Source organism: Streptomyces sp. NPDC060035, from assembly GCF_042736635.1.
Lineage (GTDB): Bacteria > Actinomycetota > Actinomycetes > Streptomycetales > Streptomycetaceae > Streptomyces.
Map to the genome: position 1 here is coordinate 40,485 of NZ_JBHWVO010000033.1, position 17,438 is coordinate 57,922.

General features: G+C 68.0%; 13 protein-coding genes and 4 pseudogenes. 2 read left to right on the forward strand and 15 right to left on the reverse strand.

Annotated elements, in window-relative coordinates:
• Positions 1-290 precede the first annotated feature (290 nt).
• The 4 genes and pseudogenes from ACFWBQ_RS33820 to ACFWBQ_RS33835 form a co-directional block, all read right to left on the reverse strand.
• Positions 291-917: a class I SAM-dependent methyltransferase gene (locus tag ACFWBQ_RS33820; protein ID WP_385506134.1), complete on the reverse strand. Its 627-nt coding sequence runs from the start codon at positions 915-917 to the stop codon at positions 291-293.
• Positions 918-1,159: 242 nt separating this feature from the next.
• Positions 1,160-1,545, reverse strand: a pseudogene (locus ACFWBQ_RS33825) (DUF6009 family protein).
• 126 nt (positions 1,546-1,671) lie between these two features.
• Positions 1,672-3,231 (reverse strand): annotated as a pseudogene (locus ACFWBQ_RS33830) (phage/plasmid primase, P4 family).
• Positions 3,228-4,329: pseudogene (locus ACFWBQ_RS33835) on the reverse strand (bifunctional DNA primase/polymerase). Before ACFWBQ_RS33835 ends, ACFWBQ_RS33830 begins: the two co-directional pseudogenes overlap by 4 nt.
• A 140-nt stretch (positions 4,330-4,469) precedes the next feature.
• Here ACFWBQ_RS33835 and ACFWBQ_RS33840 point away from each other — a divergent pair.
• Positions 4,470-5,198, forward strand: a complete 729-nt coding sequence (locus tag ACFWBQ_RS33840; RefSeq protein ID WP_385506137.1) for an SDR family oxidoreductase — start codon at positions 4,470-4,472, stop codon at positions 5,196-5,198.
• A gap of 126 nt (positions 5,199-5,324) precedes the next feature.
• Here the strand turns inward: ACFWBQ_RS33840 and ACFWBQ_RS33845 are convergent, their stop codons facing one another.
• From ACFWBQ_RS33845 to ACFWBQ_RS33875, 7 genes are all read right to left on the reverse strand, one after another.
• Complete coding sequence (locus tag ACFWBQ_RS33845) at positions 5,325-5,744, reverse strand: hypothetical protein (RefSeq protein WP_385506138.1); 420 nt, start codon at positions 5,742-5,744, stop codon at positions 5,325-5,327.
• Positions 5,745-5,753: 9 nt separating this feature from the next.
• Positions 5,754-6,395 (reverse strand): transposase, encoded by a 642-nt coding sequence (locus ACFWBQ_RS33850; protein WP_385506142.1) that lies wholly within the window; start codon positions 6,393-6,395, stop codon positions 5,754-5,756.
• A 16-nt stretch (positions 6,396-6,411) separates the two neighbouring features.
• Positions 6,412-6,723: a transposase gene (locus tag ACFWBQ_RS33855; protein WP_385506143.1), complete on the reverse strand. Its 312-nt coding sequence runs from the start codon at positions 6,721-6,723 to the stop codon at positions 6,412-6,414.
• Between the two features lie 389 nt (positions 6,724-7,112).
• Entirely contained in the window at positions 7,113-7,667 is a 555-nt protein-coding gene (locus ACFWBQ_RS33860) for an HNH endonuclease signature motif containing protein (RefSeq protein WP_385506194.1), read from the reverse strand.
• Positions 7,668-8,044: 377 nt separating this feature from the next.
• Positions 8,045-8,302 (reverse strand): hypothetical protein, encoded by a 258-nt coding sequence (locus ACFWBQ_RS33865; RefSeq protein ID WP_385506145.1) that lies wholly within the window; start codon positions 8,300-8,302, stop codon positions 8,045-8,047.
• Positions 8,292-8,522, reverse strand: coding sequence for a hypothetical protein (locus ACFWBQ_RS33870; protein ID WP_385506147.1), 231 nt, complete (start codon positions 8,520-8,522; stop codon positions 8,292-8,294). Before ACFWBQ_RS33870 ends, ACFWBQ_RS33865 begins: the two co-directional genes overlap by 11 nt.
• Before the next feature lie 476 nt (positions 8,523-8,998).
• On the reverse strand, positions 8,999-10,372 hold the full coding sequence (locus ACFWBQ_RS33875) for an MFS transporter (RefSeq protein WP_385506148.1): 1,374 nt from the start codon (positions 10,370-10,372) through the stop codon (positions 8,999-9,001).
• Positions 10,373-10,468: 96 nt separating this feature from the next.
• Here ACFWBQ_RS33875 and ACFWBQ_RS33880 point away from each other — a divergent pair.
• A pseudogene (locus ACFWBQ_RS33880) lies at positions 10,469-10,753 on the forward strand (pyridoxamine 5'-phosphate oxidase family protein); the annotation flags it as partial.
• A 436-nt stretch (positions 10,754-11,189) separates the two neighbouring features.
• Here ACFWBQ_RS33880 and ACFWBQ_RS33885 read toward each other — a convergent pair.
• The 4 genes from ACFWBQ_RS33885 to ACFWBQ_RS33900 all read right to left on the reverse strand — a co-directional run bounded on the left by ACFWBQ_RS33885 (position 11,190) and on the right by ACFWBQ_RS33900 (position 17,190).
• The gene (locus ACFWBQ_RS33885; RefSeq protein ID WP_385506151.1) at positions 11,190-11,543 is read right to left on the reverse strand and encodes a UBP-type zinc finger domain-containing protein; all 354 of its coding nucleotides are present in this window, start codon (positions 11,541-11,543) and stop codon (positions 11,190-11,192) included.
• Positions 11,540-13,027, reverse strand: a complete 1,488-nt coding sequence (locus ACFWBQ_RS33890; protein ID WP_385506153.1) for an ATP-binding protein — start codon at positions 13,025-13,027, stop codon at positions 11,540-11,542. Before ACFWBQ_RS33890 ends, ACFWBQ_RS33885 begins: the two co-directional genes overlap by 4 nt.
• Positions 13,024-14,700 carry an FAD-dependent oxidoreductase gene (locus ACFWBQ_RS33895; RefSeq protein ID WP_385506156.1) on the reverse strand — a complete coding sequence of 559 codons (1,677 nt, stop codon included), beginning with the start codon at positions 14,698-14,700 and terminating at the stop codon, positions 13,024-13,026. Before ACFWBQ_RS33895 ends, ACFWBQ_RS33890 begins: the two co-directional genes overlap by 4 nt.
• Before the next feature lie 1,239 nt (positions 14,701-15,939).
• Positions 15,940-17,190 carry an IS3 family transposase gene (locus tag ACFWBQ_RS33900; protein ID WP_385506159.1) on the reverse strand — a complete coding sequence of 417 codons (1,251 nt, stop codon included), beginning with the start codon at positions 17,188-17,190 and terminating at the stop codon, positions 15,940-15,942.
• Positions 17,191-17,438 lie beyond the last annotated feature (248 nt).

Here is a 17,438-nt window from a genome sequence, read left to right on the forward strand (position 1 = left end):
TGTCGGGCCCGATCGTCTCGGTCAGATGTGCGCGGCCGCCGTAGGCGAGGTTCGTGTTCGTCAGCAAGACGCTGTGCGGACCGTACCCGGCCCGCGCGCCGGTGCCGACCTTCGGACGGGGCGGCAGCTCGTTGTCACCAGCCGGAACCTTCCCGCCGGGTCAGATTCCAGATTCGGGTGCGTGGCTGCGGCCGACACCCCCTGCCGCCCATCTCGTGGTGTGAACGATCAAGGCCTGGGAACACTCGGGCGCGTGCCCGGGCCGGGCCCGTCGCGGAGAAGGCGCGGGTTCACGTGGCGGGGCGCAAGTGCACGCTGACGGCGTAGCCGCAGCCTTGGTGATAGGGGTCGCCGCTCCAGGTGGCGTAGCGCTGCCGCAAGGTCAGTCCGGCCTGGGTACACCAGTGGTCGAACTCCGTAAGGGTCACCGGCGGTTCCGCCAGCGGTAGGTGTGCTGCGTCCAGTCCCATGCCCGTGACCAGCAGACCGTTGGGGCGCAGTGCGGCGGCCAGTTGTTGGACGATGGCTGACTCGGTGCCGGGGGCCAGCAGGGGGATGACGTTTCCGGCGGCGAGCGCCAGGTCGAAGCCCGGATCCAGGTCGAGGGCATCCAGACGGGTCAAGTCACCGAGGAGCCACTCCTGCGTGGGGGCGTCGCGGCGGGCGACGGCGAGCATCGAGGAGTCCACGTCTACGCCGGTGCAGTGGTGGCCGAGCTCGGCGAGCCGGATCGCGATCCGACCGGTGCCGCAGCCAGCATCGAGTACCCGGGCGGCGGGCTTCAACAATGCGTGGCAAAAGGTGGCCTCGCCGTGGATGTCGTGGCCCGATTCGACGAGCCGCGCGAAACGTTGAGCGTACTCCTCCCCGGCTTGTCCGCCGGTCAGTTCCGCCCAACGGTCGCGTTGCCCAGTCATGTTCACCGTGCCCTTCCGGTCAGCCTCGCCCAACAGGAACAAGGACAGTGTCATCACATTTCTGCGCGGGCCGGCTGTTGTGCGCGGCCACAGTGAACAGCTCGCGGTCGACGGCGAGACGGAGCCGGTGGGCGTGAAGCTGAACGTGTAAGTAGCTCTCGCGAAGGTGCTGCGTGACTCGGTCGTCGGCCGCATCGTAGTTCAGCTCCTGGAGGCGCCGCCGCGCGTCTGTGCCAGTTGGGTCAGGTGCTGGTGGCTGCTATCGCGGCGGGGCCGCGTTGGGAGCGGGGGGTTTTGTCGCCTACGCGGCGGGGTTCGATGGTACGGGGGTCGACCGCTTCGCCGGGGGCGCCTTCGTGATAAGGGCCGTCGGGGTTGGCGTCGCGGTCGTGTGGGAGGAGGAAGAAGACACGCCGGAGCTGGAGGCCACTGTCGGGATCGGCCTCGGCGTGGGCGTCGAGTTCGGTGTAGCCGATCATGCGGCCGTCGCGCTCGTAGCGGGGCTTGCCGCGGCGCCGGGGGGGGTTTTGTCGAGTGCTTGGCGAACGTAGTCGAGCTCGTCGGGGCTCTCCAGCCACACCACGGCGTTCTCGTGGCGGAGATCGCTCTCGTTCAGCAGCGAGCTCATGGCTGCAGCCCCTTTTCGTTGTCGTCGGCCGATTGCGGGCCGGAGCGGGTGTGGTGAGCACGTTCCCGGGTGGAGGCACCGTGTTCAGGATAAGCGCCGGTGGCGTGCGCGCGTAGGGCGCGGGTGTCAGGCATGTTCGGCCTGGGGTTCGTCATCGGTGAGAAGTCCGAGGCCTGGGTAGTACTTTTTGCCGCTGGATTTCATCATGTCGGCGGGTGAGGCGAGGGAGAGTTCCTGGCGTACGCGTGTGGCGAAGGCGCGTGCGGTGGCGGGGCGGATGCCTTCGCCGGCGCTGCACCAGTTGCTGTATGTGGCGTAGAGGAGGCCTTGCTCGACGCGGAGGTCGCCTCGTTCGGTGCTGTGGCCGGGGTTGTCGGTGGTGCAGCATTCGGTGATGAAGCGGCCGATGTGGTCTTCGGTGGTGGCGTAGGCCTCGGTGGCTGTGCGGACGGTAGCGGGGCCTGCGAGGGGGTCGCGGGTGGCCAGGTAGAGCTGGGCGCCTTCGACGAGCCATTGCAGGATGCCGGGGCCTTCGCTCTGGACGAGTTCCTTGGCGAGGTTGTCGATTTTCCGGGCGGCGGGGACGACGCGTTCGAAGGGGATGAGGCGGATGCGGCGCCAGAAGGCGTGGCCGCCGGTGCCGACTTCGGGGCGGTGGTTGCCGAGCAGCCAGAGTTTGTGGGGGGGTTGAAGCTGAAGAAGTCCTGGCGCATGCGGCGGGCCATGATGCGGTCGCCGCCGGTGAGGAGCTTGACCCTGGATTCGTCGAACTTGTCGTTGGGCTTGAGCTCGGAGCAGACAACGATGCGGCGGCCGTGGAGTTCGGTGAGTTCTGTGGAGTGCTCGGAGAACTTGCCCTTTTCCATGAGGAAGCCCGGCGGAGCGGCTTGGGCGTAGTCGCCGAGAATCTGTCATGACGTCCAGGAGGACGGACTTGCCGTTGGCGCCGGTGCCGTAGAGGAAGGGCAGGACCTGGGCGCCGACGTCTCCGGTGATGGAGTAGCCCAGCAGCAGGTGGAGGAAGTGGATGGTTTCCTCGCCCTTGGCGTCGTCGCCGAAGGTGTCGTGGAGAAAGCGGTGCCAGCGTGGGGTAGGCATCGTCTCGGGTGCGACGCTCGTGGCCCTGGAGTGCATGTCTGCTTCGGGGTCGGGTTCGTGTAGTTCGCCGGTGTGGAGGTCGACGACGCCGGCTGGGGTGCACAGGGCGTACGGATCGCCGTCCAGGACGTCGGGGTCAAGGGCGAGCGCTGGGGAGGCTTTGGCCTGGGTGAGCAGGGCTTTGATGCCTGGGGTCGACATGGACCGGCGTCGGTGGGCGGCTAGATCCCGGTCGCTGAAGAGGCCAGTCGGGTCGGAGGCGGGCATCTGTTCGGCGAGGTCGCCGGCTGCCCACACGGCGGCTTTTTCCCCACCGGTGCGCTTCCAGCGGTACTGGTCCCAGTGGTACCAACCCAGGCCTTCGACGTGCCGGAACTGGTCGCCGAACATGACAGCGAACAGCTTGGCGTTGCCACGGTCGGTCAGGAGGCCGGGCAGCTGGCCTTGAGGCGCGGCAGGTTCGTGGACTGCGGCGCTGGTGGTGTTCTGCTGGGCTGGCAGGCTGGGCTGGGCTGGCCGGGCCTCGAGGGCGAGCATCTGCTGAGCCGCGGCGGTGGCATCGAAGCGTGTGCTGTCGGCGCTGCTCATGGGCGTCCTTTGAGATGGAGCGGCCGGCTTGCGCCGGCAGACAGGGCAGAGGTGATGACGGCGAGGCTGTGTTGGCTGCGGTGTGGACGTGCTTGGTTGGCGGCTGCGGTCAGCAGGTCTCGTGCTTGGGTGTCGGTGAGGTTGCCGGAGGCGATCAAGCCGCCGGCGGTGTAGGCCGCTCGGTTCAGTTTCTCCGTGAAGGCTGTCCCCTCGGGGGCTGAGGCCCAGGCTTGCACCTGGGCGAGCAAGGGTTCGAGGAGCCGGTTCGCTCGTTGCCTGGAGGGGCGGCCTACGGCGGTTCGGGCTGGGGGGACTGGGTCGGGGCGACTGTCGAGCGAATGCCCGGTGCGTTGGAGCTCGGCGGCAAGCCAGTCCGGGAGGGGGGCGGGTAGCCGTGCTGCGCCGACCGGCGTGTAGGTGCCGGCAGCACTGCGGGTGGCTGGGGTGACGATGTATCCGCCCGTGGATCGGACATCGACTTGCCAGGCGAGGGCCACTCGGGCTGGATCTGACCGAGGATCGGTAGCGCGGACTCCTGGGAGGTAGCTGGTACCGGGCATGGAGTCCGCCGGACGGAGTGCGGACTCGGAGGGTGGAGTCGTCGTCTGCTGGGTTTTGTTGGCTGCGCAGCGCCGCCAGCAGCGCGAGGGTATCGAATCCTGAGGCGAGGCCGTCGAGGTTGACGTTCTCGTGGATCGGGATTCCTGGGAGCAGTTGGTTGCGGTGGGGCACTTCAGCGCTGTGGGCGTCGATGTCCAGGACGACGAGGTCTGCTGGGCCGCAGGAGACTCCGACGCCGAGTGTGGGGTACTCGCCCCACCATTTTTTCAGGAGCGCAGGGTCTGTGGTTGCTGCGTGAAACCCGTGGCACCAGCCGTTTGCGGCGTGGCAGGGGCACTCTTGCGGGCGGTGCTGGTGTTCGCGGCACGTCCTGCAGTTTGCAGCTGGGGTCTTGCGGCCTGTCGCGAGGGGGTTAGCACCAGGTGGTGCCGCACGGGAGCGCCGCCCGGCCCGCCGCGGAGCCCTTCCGGGGGCTGATCGACCTCGATTCCCGTCCGGTCGCACCGGGTGTGGCGGGGCTGATGACGCTCTTTGCATCTATCGGCCAGGTGATGCTCACGTCCTGCCCAGACGTGCTCAGTGGATCTCCCCACTCGTGCTTCGGCTGAGGGGTTCAGCGCGTTGGACAGCACGGCTACGCTCGCGGTGATCAACACCTGGCAGAAGGAGGTGTGCGCGTGGATCTCACTGGGCGCACGATGGTGGTTACCGGGGCCGGGCGTGGGTTCGGGCGAGCGTTGGCCTTGAAGGCAGGTCGGTTGGGTGCGCGCGTGTTTGTGTCCGCGCGTTCTCTGGCTGCAGCCCAGAGAGTGGCCGACGAGGTGGCGACCGACTCTGGGGCGAAACCTGAAGCGTTCGCCTGCGATCTGGCCGACCCGGCTTCCATACGGGCCTTCGCAGATGGAATCACCGCCCACGCCGACCAGGTGGATGTGCTGATCAACAATGGCGCTCGCTACCTGGAAGGTCCCGATCTGTGGGACGCCGACGACGACGCGATCACCGACACCATCGCTTCCGGAGCCACCGGCACACTGCTGACGGTCAAGCACTTCCTGCCACTGCTACGCGCCTCTGTTGGTGCGGACGTGGTCAACCTGGTCTCCTCGGCCGCGGAAGCCCGGAACCACCGCTCCCAGGCACACCCCGCGTTCTACGCGGCCAAAGCCGCCCAGGCCGGCTTCGCCGACATCCTCTCCGAGCGGCTCCGCCCCGAGGGCATCCGTGTCATCTCGCTCTACCCGCCGGACTTCATGGACGGCGACCCACTCCAACCCGCTTGGGATCAGACTTCCCGAACCGCAGGCGACCCGCTGACCGCCCAATCCGTGCTCGACTGCGCCCTGTTCGCGATCGGCCAGCCGCGAGACTGCTTCATCCGCTCCTTCCACTTCGAGCAGATGTAGGCGTCCACACAGCCCCAACACCACCAATGTGGACGATCGCCCCTTGCCTGCTTGGACAACCGCCTGAGGAGCGCGAGCGGCCCTGGCCGTTTTCAAGGCTCTGACCGGAGTTCCGTGAAGCCACTGTCAGGAAGGCGGCGGAGAGGGCCACGGCTGGCCGTCAGGTGCTGCAGCGGGGCGGCCAGCCAGTACGTAGTCGCGGTACTCGTCACCGGCCATGCATTGATTTACCCAGCGTTCGCGCACGGATCCGGTGCTGGATTCGGCAGCGTCCAAGGCGGCAAGCGGATCGGTCGTGGTTGCCAGAAGGAGGCCGAAGTCTTCTTCCTCGCTGTCAAACAGCGGTGGCAGCGCATCCAGGTCACCGGTAAGGGGTTCGCAGGCCAGAGCGGAGTGCAGGTAGACCTCACAAGCGCCGTGCCTCGGCCGTATCTCGACCCAGCAGATGCCGGGCCGCTCAGGGCTTCCTGCCGGTCCGAGGACCTGCTCGACGGCATGCCCCCGCTTCAGGTCACCGAGGATGAAGGGTTCTGCCAGGTAGCGCACGCCGGAAGCCTACGGCTTGATGAGAATGCGGGTCCGCAGGAGATCAAAGGACGCTCGGCCGTACATTGCTCTCTTGAGCGTTTTCACCCTGTTCACGTGGCCTTCGACGACGCCTGAGCTCCAGGGAAGGGCGAGCCCGGCGGTGACGGCGTCGAGGTCACGTCGGAGGAACCCGGCGAAGCCGCTCATGGGCTTGGGGGCATCTTGCTCGGCCTGGCGGATCCAGTCGTGCAGGAGGAATCCGCGCTGGCTGCGGACGAGATCGGCGAAGCAACGGGCAAGGTCACAGGCTCGTGTGATGTCCGGGCAAGCAAGCCGGACTTCGAGCAGCGGCTCGTTCTGGCTGTCGGTAAGGGCCTCGCGGGGCCGCATGATCCAGGAAGTGATTTTCCAGGGGCTGGGGATGTCGGCCCGGATCGGCTCGGCAGTGCCTGCCCGCAGGGCAGCGAGATGCTTCCGGACCACCTGGCGGCTTCCCCGGTAGCCACGTTCGCGGACCTCCAGGAACAGGCGACTTCCGCTGACCTGGCCCGATGTCTCGGTGAAGCGGGCGTTGAGATACGCCTTGAACGGTTCCAGCACGCCGGCCGGGCGCCGTTCGCGGGCGGAAGCGACCATCACATCGTGGTCGGTATCGCGGAAGCGGCGCACGGTCTTGCGGTCCAGGTCAGCCGACGGCCGATGCGCTGATGGTCCAGCCGGCATCGACGAGCCGATGGACGTCTTCGTGCCGGTGGCGGGTGCGTTCGATGATCTGCGTCGAGGGAAGGGTCAGCGGCGGCAGGTCCATCAGCGGTGGCTCCGGTGGCGCGGGCGACTCGTGTTCGACGGTTTTGCGCAGGCAGTCGCGGTGCTGGTGGCAGGTCTTTTCGACCGCGGCAGACAGGTTCTGCAGCAGGTGCCAGCGGTCGGCAACTTCCAATGCGTGTGGGGCGGCCCCTTTGACCGCGCGGGTGTAGGCGGTGGCGCGGTCAGTCACGGCAGATGATCTCGACGCCGGGGTGTGCTCGTAGCCAGTCGGCGAACGTCTCTGATCTCCGGTCGGGCAGCACGTCCACAACTCGCCCGGCCTCGACGTCGACGAGAACGTTCCCTAGGTGCAGCACTTACGGAAGGCGAAATAGGCGCCGGGCCGCACGCCGCGGCCGACATGACCAACGCATCCGCGGTGAACGCGACCCGCTCCAACCGCACATCGATCTTCGGGAACAGCACATCTTCCAGCGAGCAGACCCCCATGACCGACAGAACCCTGCCGAATCGTTCCCGCAGCCCCTCGCTGACCTGGCAATTCACGGAACTCCGGTCAGAGCCGTTTTCAAAGAGCGCCATCAGCCGCATGCTGATGAGCGCGGCACACTGTCGGTTTCAATCCCTGCCGGGTCCTCGCAGGGCTTGGTGACGCTTCAGGGCCTCTGCCCGAAGCCGCTCCTTCAGTTCTCTTTGGTCGGCTCCGTGAGTCTTGTTGCGGTGGCAGTTTGGGCAGAGAGCGATCATGGCGCTCGGGTAGTCACGCCCGCCTGCCGCATGATCGTCGATGTGATCGACTTCGAGCAGCGGCTTCCCCGCTGCCGTGCGGTACGGGAGGTCTGGCAGGAGACACTCGGGGTTCTCACAGCGGCCTTTGCTGCGACTGAGCACCTCTCGCGTTGCCGCGCCGTCCCGGTGACGACGTTCTGCGGTCGCCTCACTCCGGACCTCATGCCTCCCTGCTGCTTCACGCTCCAGCAGTTTGTCGCACGCGGCGTTGTAAGCCACAGCATCCGACGTGAACCGAACACGCATCCGCTGCGGCGCATACGGTACTAGTTCGAGCCAGGCGCGCCTGTCTTCGAGTTCGCTAGCCGACGCCGCTCTGCGTAGTTGAGTTGGCGGGACCTCTAGCCACTGAGCGAGTGACGACAGCCTTTGCTGCCCATTCATGACAGCTACAGCAGCCCGGCGGATTTCCAAGCCGAATGCGTCGGTCGTCCTGTCCGTTAACGGCACCTCGTGGTCGCAGACAGCTAGGACGCTCTTGATCCCAACGCCGAACCTCCCGATCTGTCCCCCACGCTTCCTGGACTTAGCCATCCGTAGGATCGTTTCGGCACCCTCTGCGCTGATCGCCTCGTACATGAGTCCCTCCCCGACGGCATCGATCTGCCAGGCTTCCACGAGGCACTGACATTCGGTCCAACACCGCTTCACCCGTCCCCGGACGGCGAGCGCCGCGAGACCGAGCAACACCGGTAGAAACCGCCGCACGTTACAGCGCCCCGGATGAAGAGGTCCGAGGCGCTGTCGAGATGCTCGGGAGGCTACGCCTCGACGTATGCCACGATCGTGATCGTCTGCAAGGCCGTGACGTAGTAGATGACCCGCACTCCGTCGACTTCGTCGGAGTAGTCGCGGAGCCACGTTCCGGGAATGGCGGTGCCGAGCTCGGGATTCACGCTGATCGCGACGATGGCGCGGTCCAGGCGGTGGGTCTCTGAGGCGGTGAGCTTGGACAGCTGGGTGAGCGCGGGCTCCACCGTGATGACGCGCGAGCGGCGCGGCCCGGGCTCAGGCGACACGGGGCTGCTCGCCGGCGAGGCGGGCGAGGTGGGCGTCGCGGGCTGTCTCCCACGGCACGCCGGTTTCGGGCGACGGGTAGCCGTTCATGGCGATGTCCTCGAGCACCGAGGCGAGGACGTCCGTCTTGGCGCGTTCCGCAGCGGCGTAGGCACGGACTGATTCGGCTGCGTGCTCGTCGAGGGGCTGGCGGTCGGGCGCGGTGGCCGGCTGCTGGCTCATCCGGGGCTCCTGGGCTGTCATCTGGCGAGTGCAACCACGGTAGCGCTGAGCCGAGCTGGTGGGGCGTGGTCTCGGTGAACCGGGCTGGTTCGGCTTCGTGGAGGTGTTGCTGCGTTACGAGCCTGCTGCCTTGAGGCGCCAGACCGCGTGCTCCAAGCCGCCGGGTTCATGTCCCAGCATGGCGGCGGCCTCCTCGTACACGGCGCGCAGCTGCTCGTACCTGAGATCCGGCACCCCTGCGTCCGCTGCGAACGTGCGCAGATGTACGTCTACGGCGATCTGTGATCGACCTACGAGGTTCCCGATGCTGTGCCAGGGCGGCTGTGGCGGCGGCGTCAGCTTCGGCAAGGCGGCCAAGGAAGGTCTTTGGGGGTGTTAAGCCCGAAGACCAAGGACTTGTTAGGCGTTGACGATGAGTGACCGGGAACTCCGAGCGGGTTGGCTTGCTGTCGCGTCGGTGGCTGGTCGGCGCTACTTCAGCCGGTGGTGTGGTGGGTCTCCTTCGGCGGGATGCAGGCGAGCGCGAGGGCGGCGGCTGCCAGATAGGCGAGCGCGCCGATGACCATGCTGGTTCGCAGCCCCGCTGTGAAGTCACCGGTCGCGGCGAGCAGTGAGCCGCCCAGTGCGACGCCTGCGGCGCTGCCTACTTGGCGGGTGGTGTTGAACAGGGCGGAGGCGGTGCCGGAGAAGCCCTCGGGTGCGGCTGTCATGACGGTGGTGGTCGAGCCGGTGAGGGCGAAGGAAGTGCCGAATCCGGCTGCCATCATCGGTGCGACGAGCAGCGGGTAGCCCGTGTCCGTCCCGGCGGCTGCCCAGCCGGCCAGGCCCGCAGCTGCCAGCAGCATGCCGGAGACCACCAGCGGGCGGTGTCCGGTGCGTCGTGCGAGGCGCCCGGACAGGACGGAGGCGAACATCGTCATGGCGACTGCGGGGAAGAGGGCGAGCCCGGTGCGCAGTGCGCTCAGGCCGCGGTGCTGCTGGAAGTACAGGCTGGCGGTGAAGATCATGCCGTAGAAGGCGAAGTTGAACAGCAGGCCGATCACCGCCGCGCCGCTCAGCGCACGCGAGCGCAGCAGCCGCAGCGGCAGTACGGGAGTGCGGGCCAGGTGCTCGCGCAGGACGAATAGGGCGGCGGCCAGCACGCACAGGCCGGCCCCGCCGAGGATCAGCGGGTCTGCCCAGCCGCGTCGTCCGGCCTCGTTCAGGACGGCGGTCAGCAGAGCCACCGTGGCGAAGATCGCGCCTTGGGCCGGCCAGTCCAGGGAGCGGCCGGTGTGCCGGGGCGAGGGGGCTACGTGGCGCAGGGCCAGCAGTAGGCAGGCGCATCCGATGGGCAGATTGATGAAGAACACCCATCGCCAGCCGACGGTGGTGACGAGGAGTCCGCCGAGGAGGGGGCCGGCGGAGGCGGCGATGCCGGCCATCGAGCCCCAGAGTCCGAAGGCGCGGGAGCGCTCGGCGGGCGAGGGGTAGGCCTGCTGGAGGAGGGCGAGCGAGCCGGGCACGATCAGTGCCGCGCCGGCTCCCTCCAGCAGCCGGGCGGCGACCAGGGTCCCGGTGTGCTGGGCCAGCCCGCAGCCGGCCGAGGCCGCAGTGAACACCACGACCCCGGTGCAGAAGATCCGGCGGTTGCCCAGCCGGTCCCCGAGCGCGCCGCCGGTGAGCAGCAGGCCGGCGAAAGCCAGCGTGTAGCCGTCGGTGATCCACTGGATTCCGGTGAGCGAGGCCGACAACTCCCGACCCACGACGGGAACGGCGACGTTGATGATGGTTACGTCCAGGATGACCATGAAGTAACCCGCGCAGACCGCGAGCAGCGGCACCACGGACCGGGGCCTTGCCACCACCATCCCACCTTCGCAAGAGAGAGTCACGACACCCCGTTCCGGGAAGCCCCGGCGCCCGTAGTCCTGGTTGCAGCAGGACGGTCTGCAACGCTGGGACTCATGGAAAAGGCCTACGAGAGCATCGACGGCAGGCTGCGGAAGTTCATCGAGAGCCGGCCGGTCCTCTTCACCGCCACGGCCCCGCTCGCCGCCGACGGGTGCGTGAACCTGTCGCCCAAGCGCCGGGCAGGCACTCTGGGGGTACTGGACGAGTCAACCCTGGCCTATCCGGACTTCGGCGGCAGCCACGCCGAGACCATCGCCCACCTGCGCGAGAACGACCGGATCACGCTGATGTGGTGCGCGTCTGGCGCGCGCTCGAGTGCGATGAGGACGTCCGCTCGGGAGATCGACGACCCACTCGAACACACAGCAGTCCTCGGCACCACCCACACCCACAACTAAACCTGCAGCCCGCCGACCGCACCGCCGCCAGAGAGCGCTCCTAGCCGACGCGCAGGCGTCGGCGGCTATAGGGGCCCCCGGGAGGGCGAGGTTGAAGCCGGCTCCGAAGGCGCGCCCGATCTCCGCGATATTGCCACGCTGCTCGCTGCCGGTGACCTCGGCGAGGAAGGCGTCCCGGGTGGCTTTGTACTGGGCAACAGCCTTGCGGTACCCGGTAGGGGGTATGTGCTCGCGGCCATCCCATTCGCGGGCGGGTTGGTGGCGTTCGCAGCACCCATTCCGGCTTGCGGGCATCGCGGACGTCGGGCTCCAACCCGTGCCGCACGTGTGGACGCGCCTGTCCGCGCCGGTCCCGTGGACACGGCGGGTGTTCCGGTCAGCGGTGCAGCAACTGTTGCCAGTCCTGCGGGACTCGGTCGGACGGGCCGGGGGTCGGCTGGTCGGCCGGGTGGTCACCCGGCGGGGCCAGTACCGGCCCGGACTCGTACAGGTCGCCGGTGGCGAAGTTCCAGTACCACTCCTCGCCCGGCTCGAAGCTCTGCATCACCGGATGCCCGCTGGACCTCCAGTGGGCGCTGGCGTGCTGCCCGGGAGAGGAGTCGCAGCAGCCGACGTGCCCGCACTGGGCGCATCTCCGCAGGTGGAACCACCAGCCGCCCGCCGTGTCGCAGTCCGCGCAGCCGGTGCCACTGGGCGGGACGCTCGGGTCGATTCCATCGATCTCGGTCATGAAGACTCCTCGGTTGTCCTGGATCCATCTCCAGCTCGGGCATCGGCCCACGCTTGGGGGGTGGTCAGCGGCAGCAGCACCCGAAACCGGGTGTCACCCGGCACGGACTCGACCTCGAGGCTGCCGTGGTGCTTGTTGACGACGATCCGCCAGGAGATGTCCAGCCCCAGACCAGTGCCCTCGCCGACCGGCTTGGTGGTGAAGAATGGGTCGAAGATGCGGCTGCGGATCTCCTCGGGCACCCCGGGGCCCGTGTCGCGGAACTCCACCAGCAGCCGGTCGTCTTCCCGGGCCGTGCGCACCGTCAGCGTCCCCTCGCCGCCGGTGCCGCGGATGGCCTGCACCGCGTTGTCGACGAGGTTGGTCCACACCTGGTTCAACTCCGCCGGAAAGGCGGGCACCTCCGGCAAGGAGTGGTCGTACTCCTTGACCAAGTGGACCTGCGGGCCGATCTTGCCGGACAGCATCAGCAGTGTGCTGTCGAGGAGTTCGTGGACGTCGACGTCGCGGTGCGGGGCCCGGTCGAGCTGTGCGTACTGTTTGGCCGCGTCAACCAGGTGCGAGATGCGGGTGGTGGAATCGTCGATCTCGTCCATCAACAGCTCGGTCTCGACCGTGTAGTTGAGCCAGCCGACGGCTCCAGGCAGGATCTCCTCGTCGACAGTCGCCGCGACCTGTTCCAGCCAGTCCGTGTCCAGCCCCGCCTGCACAAACGTGGGCGCGATCCGCCAGCCCTCCGGCACCCCATGGTCGTCGAGCCAGTCGCTGATCTCGTCCTCCCGGTCCGCCGCCTCCAAAGCGCTCAGCGCCGGTGCCTTGGCGACGCGTTCGGCGGTGCGTTCCTGGATCTCGATGAGCGAGGCCAGCGCCTCGCGCGAGTACGTGCCCTGCGTGATCAGGGACAGCTTGTGCCGCATCCTGCCGACCCGTTCCCGCAGCGTCGCCGTCGCGCGGACGGCGGCCGCCGCCGGGTTGTTGAGCTCGTGCGTAAGTCCTGCGGACAGTGAGCCGAGAGCCAGCAGACGCTCGCGCTGCCCGATGGCCCGCTGCGTGTTCCTGGACCCGAAGAACAGGCCCTCCAGCAGGTGCACCGCCATGGGGAACCACTCCCGCATGACGTCTGCGAACGACCGCGCGGGCAGGACGAAGAACCGGGTCGGCTCCGTCACCCGCATCGAGTTGTTGTATGTCTGGGGCACCTGGTCGCCCAGATACGCCTGCATCGCGCCTGCGTAGACACCGCGTTGCGACGTGCGGCTGACCTCCACATCCTGCCCGCCGACACGGCGGGAGAGGACCACGGTGCCCTCGATCATCACGTAGAAGCACGTGGCCGGGGAGCCTTCGACGTACACCGGGCCGGGCTCGAACCGTTCCACGCGGCCCTCGGCGCACAGCCTCCCGAGTTGCTGTGGGGAGAGCTTCTCGAACAGGAACAGCGACCCGATCTCCATCCGGTCGCACGGCATGACCTGCGCGTTCATGACTGCTCCAGATACCGGTGGACGAGCATCACGGCCATCGCGCCCTCACCCACGGCGGACGCGACGCGCTTCGCAGACAGGGCACGCGCGTCACCCGCCACGAACACGCCGGGGACACTGGTCTCCAGGTGGTAGGGGGGCCGGTCGAGCTCCCAGCCGGTCGGCGGCCGTCCGTCCGAAGTCAGGTCCGGTCCGGCGAGGATGAAACCGTTACGGTCGCGCAGCACCGTCCCATCGAGCCAGTCCGTCAGCGGGGCCGCGCCGATGAAGACGAACATCCACTGCGCGTCGACCACCTCGCTTTCGCCGGTCACCGCGTCCCTCAGGGTCAGGCGCTCCAAGTGCTCCGCACCGTGGGCCGCGTTCACGACGGTCCGAAGACGGACCTTGATGTTCGGAGCCTCCTTGATCTGCTGCACAAGGTAGTAGGACATCGACGCGGTCAGGGACTCGCCGCGCACCAGCAGCGTCACCGACTTCGCACCCCGCGAAAGGAACACGGCAGCCTGCCCGGCGGAGTTCGCGCCGCCGACGATGTACACGTCCTGCCCCTCGCAGGACGACGCCTCGGTGAGCGAGGAGCCGTAATACAGACCTCGCCCCGTCAGGTCGTCGCAGCCCGGGGCGCCGAGCTTCCGGTAGGACACCCCGGTCGCCAGGATGACGCTGTGAGCGGCGACGGCCGAGCCGTCGGAGAAGCGCACAACGCGTGCGGCGCCGTTGGCCTCCAGCCCGGTGACCTCGCGGGCAGTGATGATCTCGGCTCCGAAACGGGTCGCCTGACGGCGGGCGCGGTCCGTGAGCTGGGCACCGGAGACACCATCGGGGAAGCCTAGGTAGTTCTCGATCCGGGAGCTCTGGCCGGCCTGGCCGCCTGTCGCCGACCGCTCGACCAGCACCGTCCGCAGTCCCTCGGAGGCCCCGTACACGGCCGCGCCGAGCCCGGCGGGCCCGCCGCCGATCACCACAAGGTCGTAGAATTCGGCGGTCGGCGTGGTTGCGAGGCCGACATGCGCGGCGAGGTCGGCTGACTCCGGTTCGGTCAGCACCGTGCCGTCCGGGGTGAGGACCAGCGGCAGTCGACGGCCGTCGGCACCGGCCGCCTCCAGCAGCCGACGTCCCTCGGGCTCGTCCGAGGAATACCAGCGGTAGGGCACCTGGTTGCGGGCCAGGAAATCGCGTACCTGTGAGGAGTGCGCCGACCACCGGTGTCCCACCATCTTGGTGGCGGGCACCGGCCGGAAGTCGCTGGAGCGCCATGCAGTAAGGAGGTCGTCGACGACCGGATAGAGCTTCTCCTCCGGCGGGTCCCAGGGCTTGAGCAGGTAGTGGTCCAGGTCGACGACGTTGATCGCGTCGATGGCGGCGTTGGTGTCCGCGTACGCGGTCAGCAGCACCCGCCGCGCCCCGGGGTACACGCCAATGGCCTCCTCCAGGAACTCAATGCCGTTCATCTGCGGCATCCGGTAGTCGGCCAGGATCACGGCCACCAGATCGCCCCGGAGCTTCAGCTCGCGCAGCGCCTCGAGGGCGGACTCCCCGGATTCGGCCCGCACGATCCGGTAATCGCCCCCGTACTTGCGCCGCAGATCCCGCGCGATGGCCCGAGACACCGCCGGGTCGTCGTCCACCGTCAGAATGACGGTCCGTCCTGCGTCAGTGGCCTGCGCCATGCTCCTCCGCCCTGCGTGCTGTGAGAACCGCCCGCACCGGCTCCCCCCATCGTAAGTTCGATCGCCGGTCCCCGCCCTGGCACGCAGGGAGGCCGCGGTTACCGGAAAGACCGAGTACCGCGCATCCGCGCCCGGGCCGTCATGACGGAGTCCGTGACCGACCCCGCCCTCTTGGGGTGACGTAGCCGCAAAGACGGCCCCCGTCAGAACGTCGGGAACGCCAAGCGTCACGGCCAGGGCCTACACCGCAGGCTACCAATGGCGACATGGGTATCCCCGTATCCGGCCGTGCGAGGCAGGGGCCGCGCGGTGCAGGGTGCGGGCAGTGGCCGGTCTGCTGGGAATCAGGGGTGGAGGACGGCCTTGGCCGTCCTCCCGTTGCGCGCCTCATCGATCGCGCGGTCGAGTGCGGTATGGGTAATGGGTCTCGAACCTGTCGATCGGGAACCGGCCCCTGCCGGTTGTGGGCGGAGCCCGTCGACTCGGGCTTCGTTGCCGCTGCGGGCGGCCGCCGACGGAGTGCGGCCAGCGGTATTCGTTCTTGCGGCCATGGATCGCACCAGGATGTCCCCCTACTGGGCGGTACCACCACACCGGCCGTGCCGGTTAACCTTGCCCCGGACTGCCCTGAGCTGCAAAAACCCTGGAACCACAAGCGGCGCAACCGCGCAACCGCGCCTCCCCCAGAGAAGGGAACGAGTCCGAAGGCCTTGCCGCTGTCATCCGGCTCCGCAGCGCGGCAACTTCCGCTCAGACTCACAGTCGGCGCGTTCTTCCTGAACTCCGGGCTCTCGAAACGCGGTGCGGACGAGGCCACCGCCGAGAGTCTGCAGCAGTTCGCCGCCACTACCTATCCGTTCCTGGGCAAGCACGACGCCCAGAAGTTCGTCCGGCTGCTCTCCGCCGGGGAGGTCGCCGTTGCCACCATGCGCGGCCCGGAAAGCCTCCATGGACGCCCACCCGCCGCCCTCGCTCGCGGCGGACCACCCGGACCGCCGCAGCCCTCCCAGCCAGCGCAGCGCCGCCCCGCCTTCCCCGAAACCGCACCCACCACCAGCCACCCAACCCATCACCACACAGCGGGGCAGACCAGTAGGACAAGGGGAAGTCTGATCACTCACCATCGCGAAAACGCGGGGTCACCTGGCCAAATGCAAGCGGAGCCTGCTTTTGGGTGTCGCACATAGTGTCGCTATTGAACCGTTCCGACTTTCCTGCCGGTGGTTTGTTGGCCGGTGATCAGTCGGCCAAGGGTTCTGAGTCAGCGTAGTGGGCTGCCTCGAACTCGGTGGGGCTGATCATGCCCAGACTTCCGTGCAACCGGCGGTTGTTGTACCACTCGACCCACGAGGCGGTGGCGTACTCGACGTCCGAGACTGTTCTCCAGGGCCCGTCGTGAAAGACCTTGGTGCGTATGCACTCAGCCTTGTAGAGGCCGTTGATCGTCTCCATGAGCGCGTTGTCATACGCGTCCCCGACGCTGCCGATCGAGGGGCGGATGCCCTCGATGCTCAGGTGCTCGGTGAAGCGCACACTCGTATATTGCGACCCGGCATCCGAGTGATGGATGAGCTGGTCGCGTCCGACGGGGTTGCCCTCGTGGGTGCGACGCCACAGCGCCATCCGAAGTGGCACGTCGACCAGCTCCACATCCCGCTTGACCGAGGCGTGCCAGCTCACGATCTTCTGGGAGAAGCAGTCGACGATGAACGCGACGTAGGTGAAGTCGGTGATCCATTTCCGGTTCGGTGCCGGGGCCGTGAAGTCGCGGTCCAGCAGGTCCGGGGCCCGTGCGTTGCCCGGGTTGGGAATCGTGGTTCTCGGTCTTCGCCCGCGGACCACGCCGCTGAGGCCGAGTGAGCGCATGGCGCGGTCGACAGCGCCGAACCCGGCCTCGGGCAGGAGTGTGCGGCGGATGAGGGCCAGCATTTTGCGCCGGCCATAGAGACCCTCGGGAGCCAGCACACGCTCACCGGCTGCGTTGGCGGTGAAGGCAAGTCGGCGGACCGCGTCCTCGACCAGTGCGTCGGTCACGGTTCGGGCCGCGGCCACATTGGACGGGCCTGCTGGGGCACACCAGGCCCGCAAGGTTCGTGCCGCGATCTTCAGCCCTGCCTGTCTCAGGGCGGTGAGGATCGACTCGACGGCATACCCGGTGGCCCGCATCTGATCGGCGAACGCCACGATCAGCGGTTTCGGGGGTCGAGCTCCCCCGCGAAGAAAATCGTCGCGGACTTCAGTACCTCGTTGACCTCGCGCAGGCGCTTGTTCTCCGCCCGCAGCCTCCTCCCGCTCGTCCGTGCTCACGCCCGCCGCCTGGCCGGCATCGATCTCGTACTGCATCACCCAGCGCCGCACGGACTCCCGGGAGACGCCGAGGGATTCGGCGACCTGGATGTGCAGTGCACGCTCGGAGGAGTACTCCGCTCGATGCTCGGTCACCAGCCTCACGGCCTGGCTGCGAAGGGCTGTGTCAATCTTCTTGGGCACGAGACCCATCCTCTCTGATGGCTCACAACGGAGCGGCAGAGAAGTCGGAACGGTTCAGCTTGTCGTTTATCCACCGGGTCGAAACGCGACTCGAACTTGGTGGCTCACCACGGCATTCGCCGGACACACAGGTGGCCCCGGTCCGATCATGTGCTCCGATCAGCGCCGCCGACTGGGCACGAGGTCAGGCGGTGTCAGTTGCCGGTCTGGGGCCTCGTAGTGGCCGGTAGTCTGCATCCCACCTGATC